Source organism: Microcoleus sp. FACHB-SPT15 (genome assembly GCF_014849525.1).
GTDB classification, from domain to species: domain Bacteria; phylum Cyanobacteriota; class Cyanobacteriia; order Cyanobacteriales; family Coleofasciculaceae; genus Symplocastrum; species Symplocastrum torsivum.
Map to the genome: position 1 here is coordinate 1 of NZ_JACJNU010000029.1, position 23,832 is coordinate 23,832.

Annotated in this window: 12 protein-coding genes; 4 read left to right on the forward strand and 8 right to left on the reverse strand. The window is 45.1% G+C overall.

The window, feature by feature from the left end:
- Positions 1 to 216: 216 nt before the first annotated feature.
- From H6F98_RS09215 to H6F98_RS09230, 4 genes are all read right to left on the reverse strand, one after another.
- Positions 217 to 2,346: a molybdopterin-dependent oxidoreductase gene (locus H6F98_RS09215; RefSeq protein ID WP_192218380.1), complete on the reverse strand. Its 2,130-nt coding sequence runs from the start codon at positions 2,344 to 2,346 to the stop codon at positions 217 to 219.
- 98 nt (positions 2,347 to 2,444) lie between these two features.
- The gene (locus H6F98_RS09220) at positions 2,445 to 3,797 is read right to left on the reverse strand and encodes a glutamine synthetase family protein (RefSeq protein WP_396811199.1); all 1,353 of its coding nucleotides are present in this window, start codon (positions 3,795 to 3,797) and stop codon (positions 2,445 to 2,447) included.
- A gap of 281 nt (positions 3,798 to 4,078) precedes the next feature.
- Positions 4,079 to 4,939, reverse strand: coding sequence for a Uma2 family endonuclease (locus tag H6F98_RS09225; protein WP_192218381.1), 861 nt, complete (start codon positions 4,937 to 4,939; stop codon positions 4,079 to 4,081).
- A 70-nt stretch (positions 4,940 to 5,009) separates the two neighbouring features.
- Positions 5,010 to 5,321, reverse strand: a complete 312-nt coding sequence (locus H6F98_RS09230; RefSeq protein ID WP_192218382.1) for a hypothetical protein — start codon at positions 5,319 to 5,321, stop codon at positions 5,010 to 5,012.
- Positions 5,322 to 5,641: 320 nt separating this feature from the next.
- Between H6F98_RS09230 and H6F98_RS09235 the strand changes: the two genes are divergently transcribed.
- Positions 5,642 to 6,175 carry an opioid growth factor receptor-related protein gene (locus H6F98_RS09235; protein WP_192218383.1) on the forward strand — a complete coding sequence of 178 codons (534 nt, stop codon included), beginning with the start codon at positions 5,642 to 5,644 and terminating at the stop codon, positions 6,173 to 6,175.
- A gap of 74 nt (positions 6,176 to 6,249) precedes the next feature.
- Here H6F98_RS09235 and H6F98_RS09240 read toward each other — a convergent pair whose 3' ends face one another.
- Both H6F98_RS09240 and H6F98_RS09245 read right to left on the reverse strand, forming a co-directional pair.
- Positions 6,250 to 7,617 (reverse strand): CRTAC1 family protein, encoded by a 1,368-nt coding sequence (locus tag H6F98_RS09240; protein ID WP_192218384.1) that lies wholly within the window; start codon positions 7,615 to 7,617, stop codon positions 6,250 to 6,252.
- A 227-nt stretch (positions 7,618 to 7,844) separates the two neighbouring features.
- Complete coding sequence (locus tag H6F98_RS09245; RefSeq protein ID WP_192218385.1) at positions 7,845 to 8,381, reverse strand: hypothetical protein; 537 nt, start codon at positions 8,379 to 8,381, stop codon at positions 7,845 to 7,847.
- 446 nt (positions 8,382 to 8,827) lie between these two features.
- Here H6F98_RS09245 and H6F98_RS09250 point away from each other — a divergent pair, with 446 nt between their 5' ends.
- On the forward strand, positions 8,828 to 15,697 hold the full coding sequence (locus tag H6F98_RS09250) for an AAA family ATPase (protein WP_192218386.1): 6,870 nt from the start codon (positions 8,828 to 8,830) through the stop codon (positions 15,695 to 15,697).
- Positions 15,698 to 15,773: 76 nt separating this feature from the next.
- On the opposite strand, the gene H6F98_RS09255 is transcribed toward H6F98_RS09250, so the two are convergent.
- Entirely contained in the window at positions 15,774 to 16,895 is a 1,122-nt protein-coding gene (locus H6F98_RS09255; protein WP_192218387.1) for a response regulator, read from the reverse strand.
- Between the two features lie 861 nt (positions 16,896 to 17,756).
- On the opposite strand from H6F98_RS09255, the gene H6F98_RS09260 reads away from it, so the two are divergent.
- Positions 17,757 to 20,513, forward strand: coding sequence for a DUF4347 domain-containing protein (locus tag H6F98_RS09260; protein ID WP_192218388.1), 2,757 nt, complete (start codon positions 17,757 to 17,759; stop codon positions 20,511 to 20,513).
- A 45-nt stretch (positions 20,514 to 20,558) separates the two neighbouring features.
- On the opposite strand, the gene H6F98_RS33090 is transcribed toward H6F98_RS09260, so the two are convergent.
- A complete protein-coding gene (locus H6F98_RS33090) occupies positions 20,559 to 20,711 on the reverse strand; it encodes a hypothetical protein (protein WP_206759647.1) in 153 nt (50 codons plus the stop codon).
- Between the two features lie 521 nt (positions 20,712 to 21,232).
- Between H6F98_RS33090 and H6F98_RS09265 the strand changes: the two genes are divergently transcribed.
- Positions 21,233 to 23,611, forward strand: coding sequence for a DUF4347 domain-containing protein (locus tag H6F98_RS09265; RefSeq protein WP_242058452.1), 2,379 nt, complete (start codon positions 21,233 to 21,235; stop codon positions 23,609 to 23,611).
- The last annotated feature ends 221 nt before the right edge of the window (positions 23,612 to 23,832 follow it).

Genomic DNA, 23,832 nt, shown 5'->3' on the forward strand with positions numbered 1-23,832 from the left:
GCTTTTGATTTGCTGGGCGTGAGTGTATTTTGTACCCAGTAAAGTCGGGGGATTTCTTGCCCTTACTTCAGTCACAGCATGGGTTATGGCGATTTGTCAAAGGGGAACTTCAGATTAAATGACGAAGTAGGAAGAGAAGCAGGGGAAGACAGGTAATGTTTGAGAAAAATGACCCATGACTCCCCTCTTCACAGCCTCAAGCCAAGTGAATCATGACTAACTGACCGAAGTAACTTCTACTAACGAATCTCCAACCGCAGCGGCATGACCCATATCTGCAAACGTAGCCGCAGTAGCAGCATTAATGGTGTTACCTGCATGGCTGAGTTTACGCCAATAGCCTAGAGGTGCAACCACAACACCTGGGCGAGTGATATCACTAACTTTTGCGGGTACTTGAAATGCACCTCGGTCGTTGAAAACCTTCACAATCTGCCCCTCAACAATACCTCGCTTGAGAGCATCTTCTGGATTGATAATTACCTTTGGCTCACCTTGAAGCTTCAGGTGCTTGGGTAAGTTGGCAAAACAGGAATTGATGAACTGATGTGGCTTAGCTGACAACAAACTCAGAGGATAGCGGTTTGCCAGTTCTGGATTGCTCTGCACAGATTCCCGTTGGGGAGTGTACGTTGGCAGTGGGTCGATGAATTCTCCTGGAGAGTATTCTTCGTACCCCTGGCGGAACACAGGGACAACATAGTTGCTATCGACCTTCATTGAGGATAGGAATTCGCACTTGCCTGATGGAGTTGGGAAATTCCCTTCAGCGTGAGGAACTAAATTGACATCCAACTTGGCATAGCCCTGCTGTTTGAGCAGATCCATATCCATATTCTGCATAACAGGTGCCGACCAATCGAGTACCTCCATTGCTAACTCTTCGTCACTGAGCTTAAAGCAGTCGTCCTCAAACCCCATCCGGGCAGCTAGACGACGGAATAGCTCAGTGTTAGGAATAGCTTCTCCTAAAGGTGCGATCGCAGGTACATTTAAGGTTACATAAGTATGCCCCCAGGAAAACATCAGATCCAAGTTCTCAACCTGAGTAGTTGAGGGCAAAACAATATCGGCATAGTCAGCCGTATCCGTCATAAATTGTTCACTAACGACAGTGAACAAATCTTCACGGGCTAAACCCGCCACAATTTTATCTTGCTCTGCTGATTGGGTTACTGGATTACAGTTGTAGACAAACAATGCCTTGATGGGAGGGTCAAGAGCAAGTTCTCCAGTTAGCGCCCGACCGAGTTGCCACTGGTTGACAACCCGCGTCCCTGGCTTAATGAAGTTAGGACGATGAACGACTTCTCCACGAATCGGGAAGGGCCACATCGGGGCTTGCAGCATTCCTCCTCCTAAATGTCGCCATGCACCCACCAACCCAGGTAGACACGAAATCGCTCGGATTCCCTGACCACCGCCAGCCTGTTTTTCTAGAGCTACTCCGACGCGAATTACTGATGGCTGTGTTATAGCATATTCTCGTGCCAGAGTCACAATGTCTTCTACAGAAATACCCGTAATTTCAGCAACTTGCTCAGGTGGGTACTCGTTAACCCGTTGTTTCAGCTCTTCATATCCAACGGTGTATTTTTCCACATAGTCAGCATCAATTAGATTCTCGTTGATGATGACATTCATCATCCCTAAAGCCAGGGCACTATCAGTACCAGGGCGAACAGGGATATGCCAATCCGCTTGTTGGGCAGTGCGAGTACGAACTGGGTCAATAACGACTAATTTTGCCCCGTTTTTCCGCGCTTCTTGGATGAACGGCCACAAGTGGACGTTTGTACTTAGTGCATTACAGCCCCAAAGAATAATGTACTGAGAGTGGCTGAATGTATCGGGGTCAGTGCCATGAGTCGGGCCGTAGGTCATTAAATAGGCGGTGCTGGTGCAGGAGATACAGAAGGTACGTTCAGCAATGGTGGAACCTAAACGATTGAAGAAGGCATCGCCTACCGTTAGACCATTAAGAAGACCTTCATGCCCCAAGTAACTAGAGGGCATAATTGCCTCCGAACCGTAATCATTGATAATCTGCTTGAAGCGGAAGGCAATTTCATCGAGGGCAGCATCCCAACTAATCCGCTCGAACTGCCCACTGCCTTTTTGCCCAACGCGCCGCATGGGATATAGGATGCGATCGGGGCTATAAACTCGGTCAAGATAATCGCTAACTTTACCGCAGAGCGTACCGCGCGTATAGGGATGGTCAGGGTGTCCTTCTACCTTCACAGCGCGACCATTCTCCACTGTAACCAGCATTGAGCAAGTATCGGGACAGTCATGGGGACAGGCACCATACACCACTGACTTTTCGCTAGTAGAACTGACCATAGCTTTTATCCCACTCAATAGAACTATGTTTTGGTTCGCTTAGTTTAAGTGGTGTCTGATTGATGAAACTGTCAAAAGGCTTACCAGGCGGATTTTGTTTAATATCGCTCTAATAAAAGCTTTACTTCCTCTTCCAGTTCTAAATCCTTCATCGCCTCCCACTCCGCTTTGCGTACAGCTAGGTAGGCTTGAGCAAGTTCTGTACCCAAGGCATCCAAGAGAACGTTGTCGCCGCTAAGTTGCTCAATCGACAGACCTAAGTTGATGGGCAACAAATCAATACCACGGGTATTGCGTTCTGACTCGCTTAAGTATCCAGGGTCTACTGATACAGGTTCTCCTAGCTCAAAACAGTGTCGTACACCATCCAGTCCTGCCGCAATGACTGCGCCTAATGCTAGATAAGGATTGGCAGAGGCATCTACGGTTTTGAGTTCAAAATGCGTGGGACTCTCTTCTTCAGGATTACTGGGTACTCTTATCGCCGCCTCACGGTTATCCATTCCCCAACAGCGAAATGCCCCACTCCAAGACTGGGGGCGAATCCGCCGGTAGGAGTTGGTGCTGGGTGTTGTCAATGCCATCAGTGCTGGGAGGTGGTGGAGGATTCCGGCAATGAAGCGACGAGCAATTTCTGAAAGTTCTCCCTCAGCGTCTAGATTTGGTAAAAGATTCTGTCCATCATGCCAAAGGCTGAGGTGGAGATGGCAGCCACTACCTGCTTTGTTAGCAAAGATTTTGGGTAAGAATGAGGCTTTGAGATTGTATTGAAGTGCGATCGCTCTTATCGTCTCACGAAAGGCAATTTGCTGATCGGCTGCTGTTAACGCTTTAGAATAAAGGATCGAAATCTCCTGCTGTCCTGGTCCCGACTCTGGATAATATTGCTCCACTAGCATTCCTTGCGCTACTAGTGCTTCTGCCATCTCATCAATCACTGACTGATGCAAATCCATCGCCAAGGTTGAGGCAAAAACCGTCTCATCTGCTGGCACAATCCCCTCAGCCGTTTGCCGCAACAGGTAAAATTCATTCTCAAACGCTGCAACCACTTCTAACCCCTCACTTGCCGCCTCAGCAATCATCTTTTTGAGGAAGTTCCGAGGGCAGAGGTTCCAAGGTTGACCATCTTTAACCATATCTCCCATCACACGAGCGTGACGAGGAGCATAGGGTAAGGGTGTAAAGGTATTCCAGTCTGGCACCAAGCGCACTTCACCCACTGGCCCCAGACCACTACCAGGTACTGGGGCATCATACATTACAGGAACAGCTTGCTGAGCGGCTGAGATACCAACACCATTGTTGAGGTAGTCAGACAACGTAACTCGGTGTACCGCCTTGCCGCGTATGATGTTTGCATTGTCACACCAGAGAATGCGAACAAACCGAATACCAACATCATCGAGAGCTTGCAGGATTTCGCGGTTCATGCGTTTGTACTTTGTCATTGTCTGTACATTGCAAATTACCACGCTCCTTAGCACAATTGACAAACATCGCAGCTTGTTGTTGACGTTGACGGTTAATTGTTGACTAGAACGCGGTTAAACCCCGTCTCTGTGCCCCATTTTCGGAAAAAAGGCGCAAGCGTCATCCGGCAATTAGTGAACAATCGTCGAACAAGGGAACCTAAAACTGCTTAACGAGGATGTACAAACACTTTCTGAGAAGAAGTCGCAAGCGATCGCCATTTTTCCAGATCCTAGAAAAATACAGCAATCGCCAAGGCTCAAATCAGATCAGGATCGATCCCCTGTGATCGCAAATACGCCGCTAATCGCTCTTTCTGTTGCTGTTCTCGATCGGCGCGTTGCCGTTCTGCTTCAGCACGCTGGCTCTCAGCGTCAGCTCGTTGGCTCTCAGCATCAGCTCGTTGGCGTTCTTGTTCGGTATGGAGACGTTCGAGTTTGGCTTGCTCGCTACCTGTTAGCAATAAATTTCCCTGATTATCCCACCAACGCAACCATCGCTGGGTTTGATTTTGATAGCTGCCTTCCCATACACCCAATTCTACTCCCATTAGTTCGATCGTGTAATGTCCGCGCTCGTTGGGTTCCAAGCGACGATAGCGAGTGTTGACCCAGTTATAAACTTCCAGTTCGCTGGTTTTAATGATGTAAATAGCGTAGTAGGGAATCCGGATAATCTGCTCATAGACCCAAAATTTTCCCGGCTTCTGGTTAATTCCTTCTGGTAGGCGAGATAAAGGGGTATTGTCTCGTTCTTCAGAACCATCACCACTAGCAAACTCGATCGCAATCAGTGGCACAATATACTCTCGCCACAACACATAAGATCGGCGAATTTCGCCATCTAAAAGGGGCGGAACGTTAGGAACATAGAACCAGTCAGGAGCTTCTGCACCACGTTCAGGAGGCTCGGTTTCGCGCCAGTAGATGCCACAATCTTGCCCGATCGCATACTCTCCGTCCGGGTGGAGGGTTTGCAGTGTGGTTTCCAGGGAGTCGGTGAGTAGGATACTCTGGGGATGTTCTTGGAAGTTTTTCACAAACGTGCCGTCGGAGTCGGGGAGTTGGGTATGGTCGGGAAAGGCGGGGGGCAGCGTTGTGGGGTTGAGGCTTTTGGTCATGGGTGTCAACTATCCACTCGTGAAAGGACAGATGCTCTTTTACAGCATAGCGATTTTAGATCAAGGGGCTTTAGACCGTCTGATATTCCAGTTTCGGTTGGGCGAGGTAAACACTGGTGTGATATGCCAGATAAACTAAGCCATGTTCATCGCGATCTCGTTCATAGATTTCCTTCAAACCTGAGACAAGCTGCTGTTGTGCTTCTCCTTCTTGTGGGAGGTACGATACACTCTGAGCGCGACCGATTAGCCCTTCCAAATCTAGCGGTTGTCGATACTCATAGCTGTAGCAACGGACGTTTGGGAAAAGTGGACTGTTTAGTAATGGGTCTACTGAAACCATACGTGACTCAGCCGGATGATTGTTGGAGGCTAGTTTCACCCTCCAGCGGATTCATTGAGTGTAACGGCGTTGTTTCAGGATTAGTTTCGTTCACGAGCGTCACCAACTAATATAGGGGTTCTCCTAAAGGATGAGGTACAAGGTTCTGGGAATTGGGAATTGGGAATTGGGAATTGGCAAGAAAGTAAGATGTACCTCACTGATACGAGAATCGCTATACTACTTCTCAATAGATATAAAACTTAAGAACAAGATACCAAGCGGAACATTTTAATATCTAACTAACGCTGGAAGAACCTCGCTACTATTTTTGGAGTTTAATCGAAACTAACGCTTATAATCAAGGTTTTTAGAGCCTCATGTCTAACGAACTATCAGAAAATATTCTTGCCTTCTATCAAGGTCGCTCTCCCAACTCATCAGGGCGAATGCTAGAAGATATTTGGTTATGGGATTGTCAAAAGCTGGAATATACGCATGACTACATTCAGTGGCTCTTTCCTTTGAAGGAAAAAAGTCGATTTAACCAAAATGCACCGATTCTGAATGATGAAGTGATTCAATCCTTTAGGAGAGACGAGCAACTAAGATTACGATTGAGAAAATCCCTCGAAGTAATGCTTCAATTTTACGGACTGCAATGCAACGAAATTGATGATACAGGTGTAGAAATAACAAAGTCTGATAATTACCAAGAGAGAAAACTAAACTGGATTGAGGAGGGAAATCACAACTATCTTCGCCTCACTAGAATTCTGACCAGTTTGAGACTCCTTGGCTTAGAAGACTATGCTCAGGCTCTTTTCAAGTGTTTAAACAAAATTTACATAGAAGAGAATAAGAACATTGGGAGTAAGACTTATTCTTATTGGGAAAGTGCTGCTGAAGGCTAACGAGTTAAATAAATAACGGTGTGGCAAAGACGCAATAAGTTGCACTCCATCTACTTATATAGGATAGCCAACTGTTAAGAAGAAGAATGAGAAACCCGGATAATTTGATTCGGTTTTGGTGATTCAATTTTGGCAGTTTTACCATCGGTCCAGCGCACTTCAACGTGTTTAACAAAAGGGTTCTTCCCAAGTCCGAAATGGGCGACAGGTTCCATCTGGCAGAGATAGCCACTACCTGCATCAATTACTCGTCGTTGAATTCTCTCTTCGCCAACTAATGTAACAATTGCTCCTCTTGCAGGGGCACCTTGAGCTGTTAGTGGTAGCACCCTAAGCCAAAAGTTATCGTTTTTTGGTGGAGAATAGAATGTCATGGGTTGAGAACCCGATTCTCCATGACTAATGAACATAGCAAGCTGACCATCTTCATCTAAATCACCAACGGCAGCACCTGTCCCCAAACCATCCGGTTCCCAAGCATCACCAGTATCAATCATCTTCCAGTTGTCATCTTGGCGTGCAAACAAGCGATTAGGTTCACCAATATTGTTGAAAAACAATTCTTCATAACCATCATTATCAAAATCAGCAGCAATCACAGTACGAATACGAGATGGCATTGCCATGTCTGGAGAGGCGACTTCTTTAAATTTTCCCAGTTCCTGTTGTAAGTACATCCGGTGTCGTCCTTGCCAATTGCCGTATACAATATCAAATCGACCATCTTCATCAGCATCCAAAACAGCTAAACCGCGACCATTTTGGTAGGGGTCACTGATACCCGCTAATTCCGCAATCTCTTCAAACGTACCATCGCCTTGGTTGCAAAATAAAAAGTTCGGTCCCCGCTCATTTGTCGTAAAAATATCCATGCGATCGGAAACTAAGGGCAGTGAAATAATTCCCCGTCCACCCGTTGTTAAATCCAATCCGGCTTCTGGTGCAACATCAACCAGCCGACCGTTATCATCCAACTCATACAACCGCATTGGGCTGCCATAATTGGCAATAAAAAAACCATACTTTCCATTACCATTACGGTCTATACAAATCACCGAACGACCTGCTGTGAGATTGAGGACGTCTTGATTTTCGGGTAAGGAAAATAAATCCACCCATTTCCCATCTTGGTAATCAAACAATCTATCGGCAAATTGCTTTCGTCCTGCGTAGGAGTCGGTATTCAATACATAAATTTCTTCTCGTCCATCCCCATCAATGTCACCTGCTGCGACACCAATCGCTTGCCGTCCAGCATCGGCAAGAACATCATCGGCAATATTGACAAAACCCTCACCGTTATACTTCAGCACTAGGTTCGCACCGTTATAACCAGCGACAAATAACTCAAACGAGCCATCCCCATCGACATCAGTTACAGCAATGCCATAATTCATCTGCTTGGGATTATCTAGTAGGGCTTTGCTTTTGTCGATAAACATTTTGATTAGTAGTTTCTGCCTTTTTCTTCGTCTTGGGGGTTATTCTCGCAGTTTGAGGCTCCTAGTTGCTCAGTCGTGAGGGGGGTTTGTAGAAGCTCACTTTTTACAGGAAGCCTTGACCAGCGTGTGCCGTTTGGGTCAAAAAGGTTACTGTGCAAGAAATATTCCTTCTGCCTCCTATCTTCTACCTTCTTGCACTAGGGACTGGCGACTGGGAACCTGATTCCTTATTTGCCGCTACGGTGTTCTCGCTTTTGCTTTGCCCGATGTCGCAATGTCTGGGCTAGTAATGCTGCTTCGCGTTCGGCTTGAAATAAATCTACTGCTCTTGATTGCAGCACAAATGACCCATCTGATTTTATTTCAACTTGTGGTACAACAGCACGATACTCGCAGATATCTCTACTTGTAGAGGATTTTTGGGTTGCTTGGATGGCTTTCCAATCTCGGTTGAGATCAGATGCGATCGCTTTTAATTCCAACACCGCTACTTCTAACTCAGCAGAAAGTCGATTAATCCGTTCTGCTTGACTTTCCAAGCGCCTCATTCCCTTACTCATTCGTTTGCGTAGCACCTCTAGAGACGATCCGACTGGAAAAGATAAAAGCGGTCTTTGCGGTTCACCAAGCTGTTGTGGTGGTGCTTTCACCATAGTTGGATGCGATCGCCCTTGTTTCCTTGGCTTCTTTTCTGAGACAGGGTTCCGATTGAGCGGAATGCACTTGGCTTGAATTCGTTGAATTCCTGCTTGCAGTTCTTTCATGTCGGTTTGAGGCGCTACTAGCGACTGAAAAATTACTGGTACATTTGTACTATAAAAAGACAAGAATAGCAACGACTATACCAATTGGTTTTAACAATGACACCCTTAGTAAGGTTCATGGTTCATAGTAGCCTTCGGCAACGGCTGCGCCGAACAGGGTTCATGGACAATCGAGCTATCAACAATGAACCATGAACCCTAGACCGTGCTAAGCCGCTCAGGGCTACTGCACATGATTGTCTCCTGTCAACGTCTAAGTTCTGCACAAATCAATTTTTCTGGCATAGCCCTCAAGGAAAATGTTAGATTCGTAACGAACATTACAAACTCATAATTCGACTTTTTGAAATTTGGACAAAAAGAGCTATAGTTCACAATTTTTTGGTGAACTATAGCTTAGATTAATTGAATAGTATTCAACTTTTTAATCAGCAGTAATCCCAAACATGATTTCACTGCCAGATATCACAATTGTCAGCCAAATCTACGAAAGTGCTAATTCCCTTGTATACCGAGGAATCCTCAATAGAAATCAGCAACCTCTGATTTTGAAACTCCTCAAAGAGGATTATCCCGCGACAGCCGAACTCTACCGCTATCAGCAGGAATACGAAATCATTCGCCGTCTCAATTTAAAGGAAACGATTAAAGCTTACGAACTGCGAAAATACCACAACACACAAGTCATGTTGTTGGAGGATGTTGGAGGAGAGTCCTTAAAAATCCTGATAGAGGAGCGTTCCTTTTCTTTACCAGAGTTTCTCCACCTTGCCATCAAAATCGCAGATGCTTTAGGCAAAGTTCATCAAAAAAATGTAATTCACAAAGATATCAATCCATCTAATATTGTCTTGAATCCTCAAACGAGACAATTAAAACTTATTGATTTTGGACTATCTACCCTTTTACCTCAAGAGAATCCTAGCCTCAAAAGTCCTAATGTTCTAGAAGGGACATTGGCTTATATGTCTCCCGAACAAACAGGACGGATGAATCGTCCACTTGACTATCGTAGCGATTTTTATTCTCTTGGTGTCACCTTTTATGAATTGCTAACTAACCAGCTTCCTTTTGAATCTGTCGATGCACTTGAGTTAGTTCATTGCCATATTGCTAAACAACCGATATATCCTCATGAAATCAATCCAGAAATCCCCTTGACTGTCTCAGACATTGTCATGAAGTTGATGGCAAAAACGCCTGAAGAGCGATATCAGAGTGCTAGGGGAATCAATGCCGATTTAGAAACTTGTCTTACTCAATATAAAAACGGTGCAATCCAAAGGTTTACTTTAGGATGCCAAGATACTTCTCCTCAATTACGAATTCCTCAAAAGCTTTACGCGAGAGAACCGCAGATTGAGAGTTTATTGACTGCCTTTGAGCGGACAAGTCTTGGGCAAACTGAACTCATGCTAATTTCTGGATACTCTGGTATTGGAAAATCAGCTTTAGTTCAGGAACTATACAAGCTTATCCCTCAGAAACGCGGATACTTTATTAAAGGAAAGTTTGACCAGTTTCACCGGGATATTCCCTATCAGGCATTGGTCGCTGCCTTGCAAGAATTGGTGCGGCAATTGCTCACTGAACCTGAACTCCAATTACAACAATGGCGAGAAAGGATTGGACATGCACTAGGAGCCAACGGACAAATTATTATTGATATCATTCCAGACGTTGAACTAATTATTGGTAAACAGAAAACCATCCCGGAATTACCTTCAACAGAAGCAAAAAATCGGTTTAATTTAGTTTTTCAAAACTTTATTCAAGTCTTTTGCAAACAAGAGCATCTCCTCACTAAAGCTCCGGTCGTCCTATTTCTAGACGATCTTCAGTGGGCAGACACGGCTACGCTGCAATTGCTCCAGCTTATAATGACCCATGCTAATACTCACTATCTGTTTTTGATTGGAGCTTATCGAGATAACGAAGTCAGCGCCACTCATCCTGTCATGCTGGCTTTATCCGAGATGAACAAGCAGGGGGTAATAGTTAATCATCTCTCGCTTTCACCCCTAAATTTAAACCAGGTTAATGAATTCATTGCGGATACCCTGAAGACTGAGTGCATCCATACGCAAAGATTAGCCGAGTTGGTTTGGGAAAAAACGCAGGGGAATCCTTTTTTTTTCAAGGAGTTTCTCAAGTCGCTTTATGCAGAGCAATTCCTAAAATTTGATACTAATGCTGGAGCTTGGTCTTGGGATTTAGAAAAAATTATAACTAGGAGCATAACTGATAATGTTGTTGAATTAATGACTGAGAAAATTCAACGATTATCAAAGTCAGCACAAAGAGTTTTACAGTTAGCCGCTTGTATTGGCAACCAATTTGATTTAAGAACGCTTTCAATTATTAATGAAAATTCTCAAAAAGAAACGGCTCATGAATTATGGAATGCCATTCAAGCGGGATTAATATTACCTGTCGGAGATGATTACAAATTAATTCAAACAGATCGAGAATCAAATGAGTTAGAAATTACTTATAAATTTGCTCATGACCGCATCCAGCAAGCTGCCTATTCCATGATTCCCTCAGAGGACAAGCAAGCTGTGCGCTGGAAAATCGGGCAATTGTTGTTGCAAAATAATTCGCCACAGATACTCCAACAAAAGATTTTTGATATTGTCAATCAACTCAACTTCGGTATTGAAGCAATTAACGTTCAATTAGAACGAGATAAACTCGCTCAATTAAATCTCATTGCTGGTAAGAAAGCGAAAGCATCAGCCGCTTGGGAAGCGGCATCGAACTACTTAAGAATTGGTTTAGATTACCTCAGTGCAGATAGCTGGAGTCGTCAGTATAACCTAACTCTGGAACTTTATGTGGAAGCCGCAGAAGTTACTATCTTAAGTGGCAAGTTTGAGGAAATGGAAAAATTAGCTTCTGTTGTCCTGCAACAAGCCAGAACGCTGTTGGATACAGTAAAAATCTATGGAGTTAAGATTCAAGCTTTTACTGTTCAGAATAAAGCCTTAGAAGCTATAGAGACAGCACTTTCAGTATTAAAGCTGTTGGGAATTCGCTTGCCAAGAAATCCCAATAAATTAGATATTTTAGTTGAACTGGTAAGGACAAAGTTAAGTTTGGTAGGGAGACGAGTTGAAGATTTAATCAACCTTCCGGAAATGACTGACTCTTACAAGCTAGCGGTAATGCGTATCCTATCGGATGTATTTTCTGCTGCCTATGTTGCGGCACCAAAACTATTTCCATTGTTGGCATTGAAACAGGTCAGTTTATCAATGAAATATGGCAACACAACGCTCTCTGCCTATGCCTATGCCACTTATGGACTCATTCTTTCTGGGGAAGCGGTAGGAGATATTGAAACTGGCTATCAATTTGGTCAACTGGCTCTTAGGTTGGTCGATAAGTTCAATGCCAAAGAACTCAAAGCTAGGACGTTATTTATCGTTAATTATTTTATTAAACATTGGAAAGAGCATCTTGGAGAAACCCTAAATCCTTTGCGGGATGCTTACTCGATTGGACTAGAAACCGGAGATTTAGAATACGCAGCTTATGCGGCTTGTGTATACTCCTACCATTCCTATGTATTGGGTAAGGACTTGGCAATGGTTGAGCGAGAGATGGCAATGTACAGTAATGCTCTAAGCCAACTGGGGCAAGAAACAGCATTTTATTATAACCAACTTAATCGTCAGGTTGTATTGAACTTGATGGGGCGGGCTGACGATAAGTGCCGTTTAATCGGTGAAAGCTATGACGAAGTAAAAATGTTACCTCTGCATCTGGAGGCAAATGCTCAAAATATTTGTCACGCTCTTTATTTTTACAAGTTAGTTCTTGGCTATCTTTTCCAAGACTATCAGCAGGCTCTGGAAAATGCTAAGTTGGTCGAAAAATGTCTTGATAGTGCTGTAGGAACGATTCCTCTCTCCCACTTCTACAATTCTTTAGTCCATCTTGCTATCTATTCTGAGGCATCTAAATCTGAGCAAAAACTCATCCTCCAGAAGGTGAATGCCAACCAGAAAAAGCTAAAAAAATGGGCGAGATTTGCTCCGATGACTCATCTCCATAAATTTTATCTAGTGGAGGCAGAGCGGTATCGAGTTTTGGATGAAAAGACGAAGGCAATTGAGTGCTACGATCGCGCCATTGCCTTAGCCAAAGAAAATGGCTATCTCAACGAAGAAGCTTTGGCGAATGAACTGGCTGCCAAATTTTACCTCGCTTGGGGAAAAAAGGAAGTTGCCCAAGCTTATGTCTTAAATGCTCACTACTGCTATTTACGTTGGGGTGCAACCGCTAAAATAAGGGATTTAGAACAGCAGTATCCACAAATACTAAAGCGTTTTTCAACAGCCAATATGTCCAGAGATTCGCGCAAGAGCCTACCTGATGCGTCTGGCAATACTCCAGGTGAAATCCTGGATTTGACAGCACTGATGAAAGCATCTCAAGCAATTGCCAGTGAAATTGAGCTGGATAAACTGCTTACGACGTTGATGAGAATTCTGCTGGAAAGTTCTGGGGCACAAACTGGCTATCTAATTTTAGAGTCTCAAGGAGAGCTGAGAGTCGAAGCGTCAGGTGAGGCTAATTCAAATCGGGTGATAGTGTTGCAATCGACTCCCGTTGAAACTTGCCTGCCTGCGTCGATTATTCACTATGTTGCAAGGACTCAGGAAGGACTGATTGAAAGCGATGTTGCCCGTGAAGGCAGATTTACCCAAGATACTTACATTCAAACCTACCAGCCCAAGTCGATTCTTTGTGCGCCACTGCTCAATCAGGGGCAACTGATTGGGATTGTCTACCTAGAAAATAATCTAGCCGATGGTGTTTTTACACCCGATCGCTTGGAAGTGATTCAACTGCTCTCAACACAGGCGGCGATCGCGCTGACGAATGCCAGACTCTATACTCAAGTACAATCGACGCAAAATCGCCTGGATAAATTTCTCAATGCCATTCCTTTTGGCATATCCGTTCACGACGCCAATGGACAACTAGTTTACGCCAATCCAGTTGCACAGCAGTTACTTAATATTCAAGATTTACCAAAAACCGAAATCGAGCAACTCTCAAAAACCTATCAGATTTATCGGGCAGGCACTGGGGAGAGGTATCCAGTGGAAGAGCTACCCCTGGCGCGAGCGCTCTTAGGTGAAGAAACACGGGCAGATGATTTGGAACTGCACGACAGTGAGCGAATCGTTCCCTTAGAAGCAACCAGCACGCCAATTTTCGATGAAACGGGTAGTGTAGAGTATGCGATCGCAGCTTTTCAAGATATTAGCGATCGCAAGCAAGCTGAGAAAGCACTCATCGAAAATGTCCGCTTAGAACAGGAAATTAACGCTCAAAGAATTACACAAGAGGCTCTTCGGCAGAGCGAGGCACGCTACTTTGGTATTTTGGAAGACCAGACAGAACTGATTGCCCGGTATCTGCCAGATGGTACCGTGACCTTTGTCAATGAAGGCTTCTGTCGATTTTTTGAACTGACCAAGGAACAACTCATCGGGCATCACTACAAACCTGTCGTGTTTGAAGAAGACCGCGAATATGTAGCCCGACTCGTTAATTCCCTGAGCCAAGAAAATCCTGTGATCACAGTTGAAAATCGGGTGATTGTTGGCTCCCAGGTGCATTGGACGCAGTGGGTTAACCGAGCGATATTCGATGATTCCGGTTGCATTGTTGAATTCCAGGCGGTAGGACGAGATATTAGCGATCGTAAACTTGCCGAAGCAGAACTCGAACGGGCAAAAGATGCCGCCGAAGCTGCCAACCGCGCTAAAAGCATCTTCCTTGCCAACATGAGCCACGAATTGCGAACTCCTCTGAACGCCATTCTCGGCTTTTCCCAACTGATGAACCAGGACGCAAATCTCTTGACAGAACAAAAAGAGAACCTTGGCATCATTCATCGTAGTGGAGAGCATTTGTTGACTTTAATTAACCAAGTCCTTGACTTGTCCAAAATTGAAGCCGGACGCATGGCTAAGAACGAAACTAACTTCGACCTCTATTACTTACTGGCTGATGTCGAGGATATGTTTGCGTTAGAAGCACAAGATAAAGGCTTAGAGTTACGATTTGACTGTGCTGACCATGTTCCCCAATATATCTATACTGATGAGGTCAAGTTGCGGCAAGTGCTGATTAACTTGATCAGTAATGCGATTAAATTTACCTCAATAGGGAGCGTGTCAGTCAAAGTGGAACCCGGAACAGAGGAGCAGAGGGGCTGGGGAGAAACAACTAGCAACCAACAACTAACAACTATTACCTTTGAAGTAAAAGATACGGGAGTTGGTATTGCAGTGGACGAACTGGAGAAACTATTCAAACCATTCCTCCAAACAGCATCGGGGCAGCGAGTGCAGCAAGGAACGGGATTGGGACTGACGATTAGCCGTCAATTTGTTCGCTTGATGGGCGGGGATTTCACCGTTATCAGTCGCGGCAAAGTCTTCACCCCTGGAACTTCTCTGAGAAATGTTAGCGAAGCGGGACGAAGTCCGGGAGTAATTTCTTCCCCATCTTCATTATCTTCCCTATCTTCTCCACCTCCCTCTGGCACACTATTTAAATTTGACATTCCAGTGGGCATTGTTGATGCAAGCGAAAATGAACACCAATCCCACAGTCGTCGTGTTGTTGCCTTAGCTCCCAACCAACCCCAATATCGAATTCTAGTGGTGGATGATAGAGATTACAATCGGCAACTTTTGGTTAAACTCCTCGAACCTCTTGGTTTTGAAGTACAAGAAGCAACTAACGGTACTGAAGCGATTGAAATTTGGGATTCCTACTCACCGCATCTCATCTGGATGGATATGCGAATGCCGGTGATGGATGGTTATGAAGCCACGAAACGGATTAAAAGCACGACTAAAGGGCAAGCCACTGCTGTTATTGCTCTGACAGCTAGTGTGTGGGAAGAAGAAAAGGCGGTAATTTTGTCTCTTGGCTGCAATGATTTTGTGCGAAAACCTTTCCGCAAAGAAACCATCTTTGACATCATGGCTAAACATTTGGGAGTTAGTTATATTTATCAGGAGCAAGAGCAACTATCCCACCCATCTCATGTGGCTGGAGAACGGTTAAATTTAACGGATTTATTAACAACAATGCCTAAAACTTGGGTTGTAAAATTGCATGAAGCAACTCTTGACGCGGATTCTGGATTAGTATCTCAACTCCTTGAGGAAGTTCCTAAATCCTACGTTTTCGAGCTTGAGACTCTCAGGAATTGGGTTAAGAAGTTTCAGTTTGAAAAGATTTTGAATTTAACTGAATCCTGCGTCAGTAAAGAACAATTGTAGGTTGGGGATAGCGAAGTGAAACCTAACGCAGCATCGGTGGAGAATTGGGTTTCGTAGCCTCAACCTAGCCTATCAACTACTTTTCCCTTGTCCCTTGCTTCTCACGGATGGTAATTGAAAATCCATCTCCCAACTTAACAGCAATCAAGTCATAACATTTTTTTTCGGTATCCGTTTCCCAACAAAATTCTTGCGAGAGTGCTTCTCCTGTCTCAACCACCTGCATGAACTTTTCAAATAATCCCGGAGTGAGTCGATTCAGCAGTTTCTTCCCAACCGACTTACTAGTGAGTTCTTCTCGTTTTTTCCCCAAGAATTTAGCAAAGACGGGATTAACCAATAGATAGCGGAAGTCCTCGATTTCTCCAGTGATTAAACTCCTCACGGCTTGCATGGCGGCAATTCCATCTCTTGAACTATTCAACAAACTGGCGAGGAGGGCGCGAGATTGGTAGAGAATTTCTGCGGTTTGTTGATGTTGGTCGATTTCTTGTTGTAGCTGGTGTTTTTGCTGTTGGATGGTGAGGTGAGTTTGGAGGCGGACGAGGACTTCTTCGGGTTGAAAGGGTTTGGTTATGTAATCAACTGCCCCAACTTGAAAGGCTTTGACTTTATCAAAAACTTCGTTTAAGGCACTAAGGAAAATAACGGGAATCTCTGAGGTTTCTTCATCAGATTTCAGCGTTGAGCAGACTTGATAGCCATTGATATCTGGCATTTTAATATCTAGTAAAATGACATCTGGAGGGTTATTGCGGACGGTTCTTAATGCCATGTTGCCGTTGGTGACGCTGCGAACTTTGTACCCCTGCTTGGTCAAGATGTCGGTTAAAAGATACAGGTTTTCTACAATGTCATCAACAATTAAAATATTGGCTTTGAAGTCTCCTGTGTGTTCAACATCGCTTTCTTCGATTGCTGGAGAGGCGAGAGTGGGTGTGGCGCTTCGTTCTAGGAGTAAACGGCGAAAGTCATTCTTGGTTACTTTTTTTCCCAGTAGGTCTGAAAGGCGTTGCCATAAGGGATAAGCTAAGTCTTTAATATGCCCCACGCTCATGTATAAGCTTTCGGCAACAGCGCCGTAGGTTTCGTTGTCCCAAGCCGCTTTTAAGATTTGTTTTTCTGGCGCCGTTAGTTGTTTTCCTGTTTTGGCTTCAAGAGTAAATTCTACCCATTCGAGGGCTTCTTCAAAGGTCATGTGCACACCAATGTCATGTTGCAAGGTTTTTGATTCTTGCACCCCCTCTAGTATTGACGAATACAACGTGGAAGTGCAAGTCCATCTATAGCGTGTCAGCCTTCTGGTGCAGGGTGTTGAGGCAATGAGCCGATCTTTTTCCTCTGATAATTTAAAAAATATACGCCGATTAGCGTAGACAATGGCATTAATTTTCAGCAGTATTGCGGATGGGTTTTAGGAGATGATGTTGCGGCTGGTAGAAATCTCTAAAATTAACCAACGATCCGACCTTTCCGACTTTATGATCCGACCTTTCCGACTGTCAAGGGTAGGGAAGAGGAGCCATGATAGAGACAGGGAAAAGATGCAGCCTCTTGCACAAATAGCCACTGCAACTACCGCGTTTCTCAATTTAATGAGGTGCATTCTTAAAGCTGAAAAGCTTAGCTGACAAAGTCTTGGTGTATCTCAATTGTGTAAGAACTTCTTTATGTAGGCGCGCTAAATATTTTCCGGATAGGTCTTTTAGTAGATGTAAATCTTTGTAGGAGTGAACAGTAGTTTTTGGCTTCAAGTTAAGCCGGACTAAAGTTCCCCTTGAGCGATTCATCTGAAGCTTTATATCGTCAGACTGTGAACAACATCAAGCCTAAAGGCTAAATACTCCTCAGGGTTTTATTTTCTCTACCAATACTTGAAAGCTTTCTTGGCGTAAGACTCCTCAAGTCACGATTCTCTATGTCTCCACCGCCTATCAACTAGGTCAAGATTTTTTTGTGACTTTTTACGAGTCTTAAATGAAAAGCTGCTGTGCTATTCATTTAATTTCGCATCGACATCTAACTTGTTCAACGTTAATACTACCTCTGAAAAATATACATGAAATCCACCAAACATTCAACCTCAAAAACCTCTAATCAAGTCGCTACAGTTGTTTTTGTTGATGCTGGCGTTGAAAATTACCAGCAATTAGTTAATGGTGTCATTTCCCCCGCCGAAGTATTTGTTTTAGAGGCGGCGGCTGATGGAATTGAGCAAATTAGCCAAGTTTTACAACAGCGTCAGGATGTTGGTGCTGTCCACATCATTTCCCACGGTGCGCCTGGTTGCTTGTATCTGGGTAATACCCAACTGAGTTTAGATACTTTCAACCGCTATGCGACTCAACTGCAACAGTGGGATGTTGCTAATCTTCTCCTCTATGGCTGTAACGTTGCGGCTGGTGATGCCGGAGCGGAATTTATCGCTAAGTTGCACACTCTGACTGGTGCAGAAATCGCGGCATCTAAGACACTGACGGGTAGTGCTGCTAAAGGTGGAAACTGGGAATTAGAAGTAACGACAGCTAAAGCCTTTGCTACATTAGCCTTTGAGCCAGTAACCCTAGAAAATTATCCTGCAATTCTGGGAACTCTGACAGGAGCAGGGGCAACTTGGACTTACTACGACAATGGTAGTGGCATAGGGGAGGCTACACTCGGTGGGCAAGATGATGCCTTCGATGATGCTTTGCGGATAGAAATCGATGGTGAAGCCTTCGCTCCGCCTACGGATGGAACAGCGACAGGACAAACCTTTTCTTCATCAACAGTAGTCATGTCGGGGTTGAATGTCACAGCACAGTATTATGCTGACCAAACTCAACCTATCTTACGTCAATTTGTGAGCTTAGAGAATCCTACGGATAGTGCGATCACAATAACGTATCGCTTATCAAATAATGTAGGCTCTGACGATGAAACCACCGTGCAAGCAACCAGCAGTGGTGACACAAGCTTTACAACTGGCGATCGCTGGGTAATTACGGATGACTCTCCGACTGATGGTGACCTTACTAATACCCATGTGCTATTCCTTCCAAATGGTTTAGCACCTAATTCCGTATCTCAAACAGCTTTCAGTGATGAATTTAATACTACTGAGGGAATTCTGGCTGAATTTACTGTTACCATACCTGCCAATTCTACCCGCTCATTACTATTTTTCAATGCCTTAAGCGATACTTCAGCAACTGCTCAGGCTAATGTTTCGATCTTTGATGACATGGCGGCTTTGCAAGCCAGCACTCTCCTGGATGGGTTGACCAGCGAACAGCTTGCAAACACCTTGAATTTGATGTCGGCTCCGGCTAACAATGCCCCAACTATTGCCAATGAGATTGCCGACCAAAGTGCGACACAAGACAGCACCTTTAACTTTACCGTTCCTGCCAACACCTTCAACGACGTAGATGCAGGGGACACCCTCACCTATACAGCCACACTCGAAACGGGTGAGGCTCTGCCGAGTTGGTTGAGCTTCGACGCCGCTACAGGTACCTTCAGTGGGACTCCCAGCACTAGTGACGTGGGCATCTTCGGTGTGACGCTGACTGCCACAGACTCCTTTGGTGCTAGTATCAGCGATACCTTTAATTTAGCGATCGCCGACGCTAACCAACCCCCAAACAATGCTCCAATTGTTGCCAATGAGATTGCCGACCAAAGTGCGACACAAGACAGCGTCTTTAACTTTACGGTTCCTGGCGACACCTTCAACGATGTAGATGCAGAGGATACCCTCACCTATACAGCCACACTCGAAACGGGTGAGGCTCTGCCGAGTTGGTTGAGCTTCGACGCCGCTACCGGTACATTCAGTGGGACTCCCAGCACTAGTGACGTGGGCATCCTCGGTGTGACACTGACTGCCACAGACTCCTTTGGTGCTAGTATCAGCGATACCTTTAATTTAGCGATCGCCGACAGTAACGACAATCCCAACCCAGAGCCTACCCAAACTAATACTTGGGATTTTGTCTCGATAGATTATAACCTTGATGGCGCTACTGATATCATGGCGCTCAACAGGAGTGGCACGGCATCGGGCAAGACAGAAGTCCACATCATGGATGGAGCCACGAGCTATCAATCTTGGGCTTTGCAAACCTCAACGATACTGCATGAGACTGATGATACCTGGGACTTCGGTCACGGCGATTGCAACGGCGATGGCGCTAGCGATATCGTGAGTATCAAGAAGAGTGGCACGGAGTCGGGTACTACAGAAATCCACATCATGGATGCCGCCACCGGCTATCAATCTTGGGTGTTCCAAACCTCAACAATACTGCATGAGACTGGGGACAACTTTGAGTTCCAGGTGGGTGATTACAACAGTGACGGTTATACCGATATCTTCGCTATTAAAAAGAGTGAGACGGGTACAAATAGCACCGAATTCCACGTCTTAGATGGAGCCACTAACTATCAATCTTGTCTGTTGCAAACTGGAACCGCACTGCATGAGACTGGGGACAACTGGGACTTCCAGGTGGGCGATTACAACGGCGATGGCCTTATGGATATCCTTGGTGTTAAACAGAGTGCAACGGATTCAAATAGTACCGAAATCCATATCTTAGATGGAGCCAGCAACTACCAAGCATTCAGCTTGCAAACCTCAACGGTACTGGGGATGACTGAAAACAACTGGAGCTTTGCTATGGGCAACAACAATCTCATCAGCCTCAATCAAGGTAACACCGGCACGGGCACCACAGAAGTCCATATCTTAGAGGCAAGCACTAACTATCAATCTTGGCTGATACAAACCGGAACCGTCCTGCACGAAACTGCGGTCTCTGCAGTAGTCTAAATGGGCATGAGCTAACCTAGCGTTGGCTTAGAGCTTGCACTACTATCAATAACACTTTTGGATGTAGTGCGATCGCCACTCTTGTCGGTTGGGTTGAGCAATGGGTTCAACCCAACATTTCCTAGAGATTACGGATGCATCATCTTTCATAAAGTAAGAGTTCGCACAAGAACCAGCAACTGTGTAACTCCGTGTCAAGCCTTGTTTTATGGGTAAAGATAAGGGTGAATTACTTTTTTTATCTTAAGAAATAAAAAATATACGCCGATTAGCGTAGACAACTTTCTTTATTTTCAGCAATGTTGCGGATGTGTTTTAGAGCGCATTTTTGCAGCTAATCATTGAATATTTAAATTCGGCGACGATCCGACTTTTCCGACTTTATGATCCGACCTTTCCGACTGACGAGGGTGGGGGAGGTTAGGCATGATAGGGATATGGAAAGGAACAGCCTCTTGCAAAAAGAGCAACTGCAACTACCAAGTTTATTAATCAAATGAGGTACAGCCTTAAAGCTGAAAAACTCAGCTAACAAAGTCCAAATGTATCTCAATTTTGTAGGAAAATCTAATACTATTTAGTCACTATTGTTTTTACCTAAACTGCCTACTTTCAATTAAGTAAGGCTTTGTTTTGTGACTTTATTAGAGTAATTAACTATTTGTTCGTGCATCTACATCTACGCCGTTTAACTTTACTACCAATCTTGAAGGATGCATATGCAATCTACCAAATATTCAACCAAAAAAATCTCTAATCAAATCGCTACAGTTGTTTTTATTGATGCTGGAGTTGAAAATTACCAGCAATTAGTTAACGGTGTAATTTCCTCCGCCGAAGTATTTGTTTTAGAGGCGGCGGCTGATGGAATCGAGCAAATTAGCCAAGTTTTACAACAGCGTCAGGATGTTGGTTCTGTCCACATCGTTTCCCACGGTGCGCCCGGTTGCTTGTATTTGGGAAATACGCAGCTGAGCTTAGATACTTTCAACCGCTACGCCACTCAACTGCAACAGTGGAATGCTCCTTCTCTCCTACTCTATGGTTGTAACGTCGCGGCTGGTGATGCTGGGGAAGAATTTCTCGCGAAGTTGCACCAACTGACAGGAGCCAATATTGCCGCTTCCACAACTCCTACTGGTAATGCGGCTTTAGGCGGAAATTGGGAGTTAGAGGTAGTACTCGGTCAACAACAGCCTCTGTTAGCCTTTTCACCCTCAGTCATGGCGGCTTACGAAGGAATTTTAAACACTCCCTCCGTCTTAAGCGTAAGTGACGAAACTCAATATAACGGTTCTCCAGTACTGGTCGCTCCCACCCTCACCATAAGTGACCCGGATGACGGAGCTTTCCTAAACGGTGCCACGGTAGTACTCAATGGCGATGTCACTGGAGAAGAGATTTTGGGCATTGAGGGTGAGCCAAGCGGCTCGATTGGTAACATTAGCTGGGAGTATGATGTCACTTCAGGTGTGATGACCCTAACGGGTCAAGCTGATATATCCATTTACGAGTCACTTCTGCGCCAGGTTACCTATCAAAATGACAGCGCTACACCTACCACCGCTGCTCGCGACATACAGTTTACTCTGGGGACTGCCCTCTACAACGAAGTCAACGGTAACTACTATGACTTTATCGAAGATCCAAACGTTAGCTGGACGGAGGCTAAGGAGAAGGCTTCACAGCTAAACGAGTTTGGTCTCGAAGGATACCTAGCTACTATCACCTCACAAGAAGAGAATGAGTTTATTGCTAGTAATAAGCTCCAAGGTGAAGGATGGATTGGAGCAAGTGATGCAGAAGAGGAGACCGTATGGAAGTGGGTCACTGGACCCGAAGCAGGTACTGTATTTTGGCAGGGGTTGGGGCAGGGGCAAGGGGAAGTAGAGTTTCCCTACAGCAACTGGGCATCAACGTACAACAGCAATGAGAGTTTAGAGCCGAATAATTCAAACTATGGGGGTACTAAGCCTGAGGGAGAAGACTATGGTCACTTCCTTTTCCAGACAGCACAGAATACGGGTCAGTGGAATGATTACCCTGACACTGTTGAGGGTCTCGACGGTATCACACCAATCGCAGGTTACGTGGTTGAGTATGGTGGGATGGCAGGAGATCCTTCTCCTCTGAATATCAGTGGAACAGCAACCGTTACTTTCGACCAGACTAACCCAGACCCAATCGATCCAGACCCAATCGATCCAGGGTCAACCCAAACGAGTACTTGGGATTTTGTCACGAGAGATTTTAACCTTGATAATACTACCGATGTCGTGGCTATCAAGAAAAGTGACACGGGTTCGGGCATGACAGAAGTCCACATTATGGATAGAACCAACAACTATCAATCTTGGGCTTTGCAAACTGCAACGGTACTGCACCAAACTGATAATACCTGGGACTTCGCCAAGGGCGATGCCAACCGCGACGGTCATGCCGATATCTTGAGTATCAAGAAGAGTGGCACACCGAATGGCAAGACAGAAGTCCACATCATGAATGCAGCCGACAACTATCAATCTTGGGTGTTGCAAACCGGAACAGCACTGCACGCAACTGATGATACCTGGGACTTCCAGGCGGCTGATTACAACGGCGACGGTTTTACCGATCTCGTCGGTTTTAAAAAGAGTGGCACAGGTACAAACAGTACTGAAATCCACATCTTAGATGGTGCCAGCAACTATCAAGCATTCAGCTTGCACGCCGGAACGGCATTGCATCAGACTGGGGACAACTTTGACTTCCAGGTGGGAGATTACGACGGCGATGGTCTTATGGATATCGCGGCTATTAAAAAGAGTGACACGCCGAAGGGCATGACAGAAGTCCATGTCTTAGATGGAAAAACCAACTATCAAACATTCAGCTTGCACACCGAAACGACACTGCATCAGACTCCGAGCGGCTGGGACTTCGTCATGGACGACTACAACACTAATAATTCCATGGGTGTGATCGGTCTCAAGGGGAATCCTCCAACCGGAACGAATACCACAGAAGCCCATATCTTAAATGAAGACACTACCTATCAATCTTGGGTGATACAAACCGGAACTGTCCTGCACAACATTGCGCCCTCTTCAGTAGTCTAAATAGGCATGAGCTAACGGTAGCGTTGGGCTAATACCAATTCTGGAGGTATCTGAATTAACACTCCCCACCCTCAACGAAGTAGGGTGGGGATTTTTGGTTCAATTCTGGGGCTATTGCATTCCAAGTCCGCCTGCGCGGACTCAACATTTTGCGATGGTTTGAACCCCCGTAGGCGGGTGCCTGTTTGTGTAGCCGCGTCTCCGAGTAGTGCAAGAAGGCA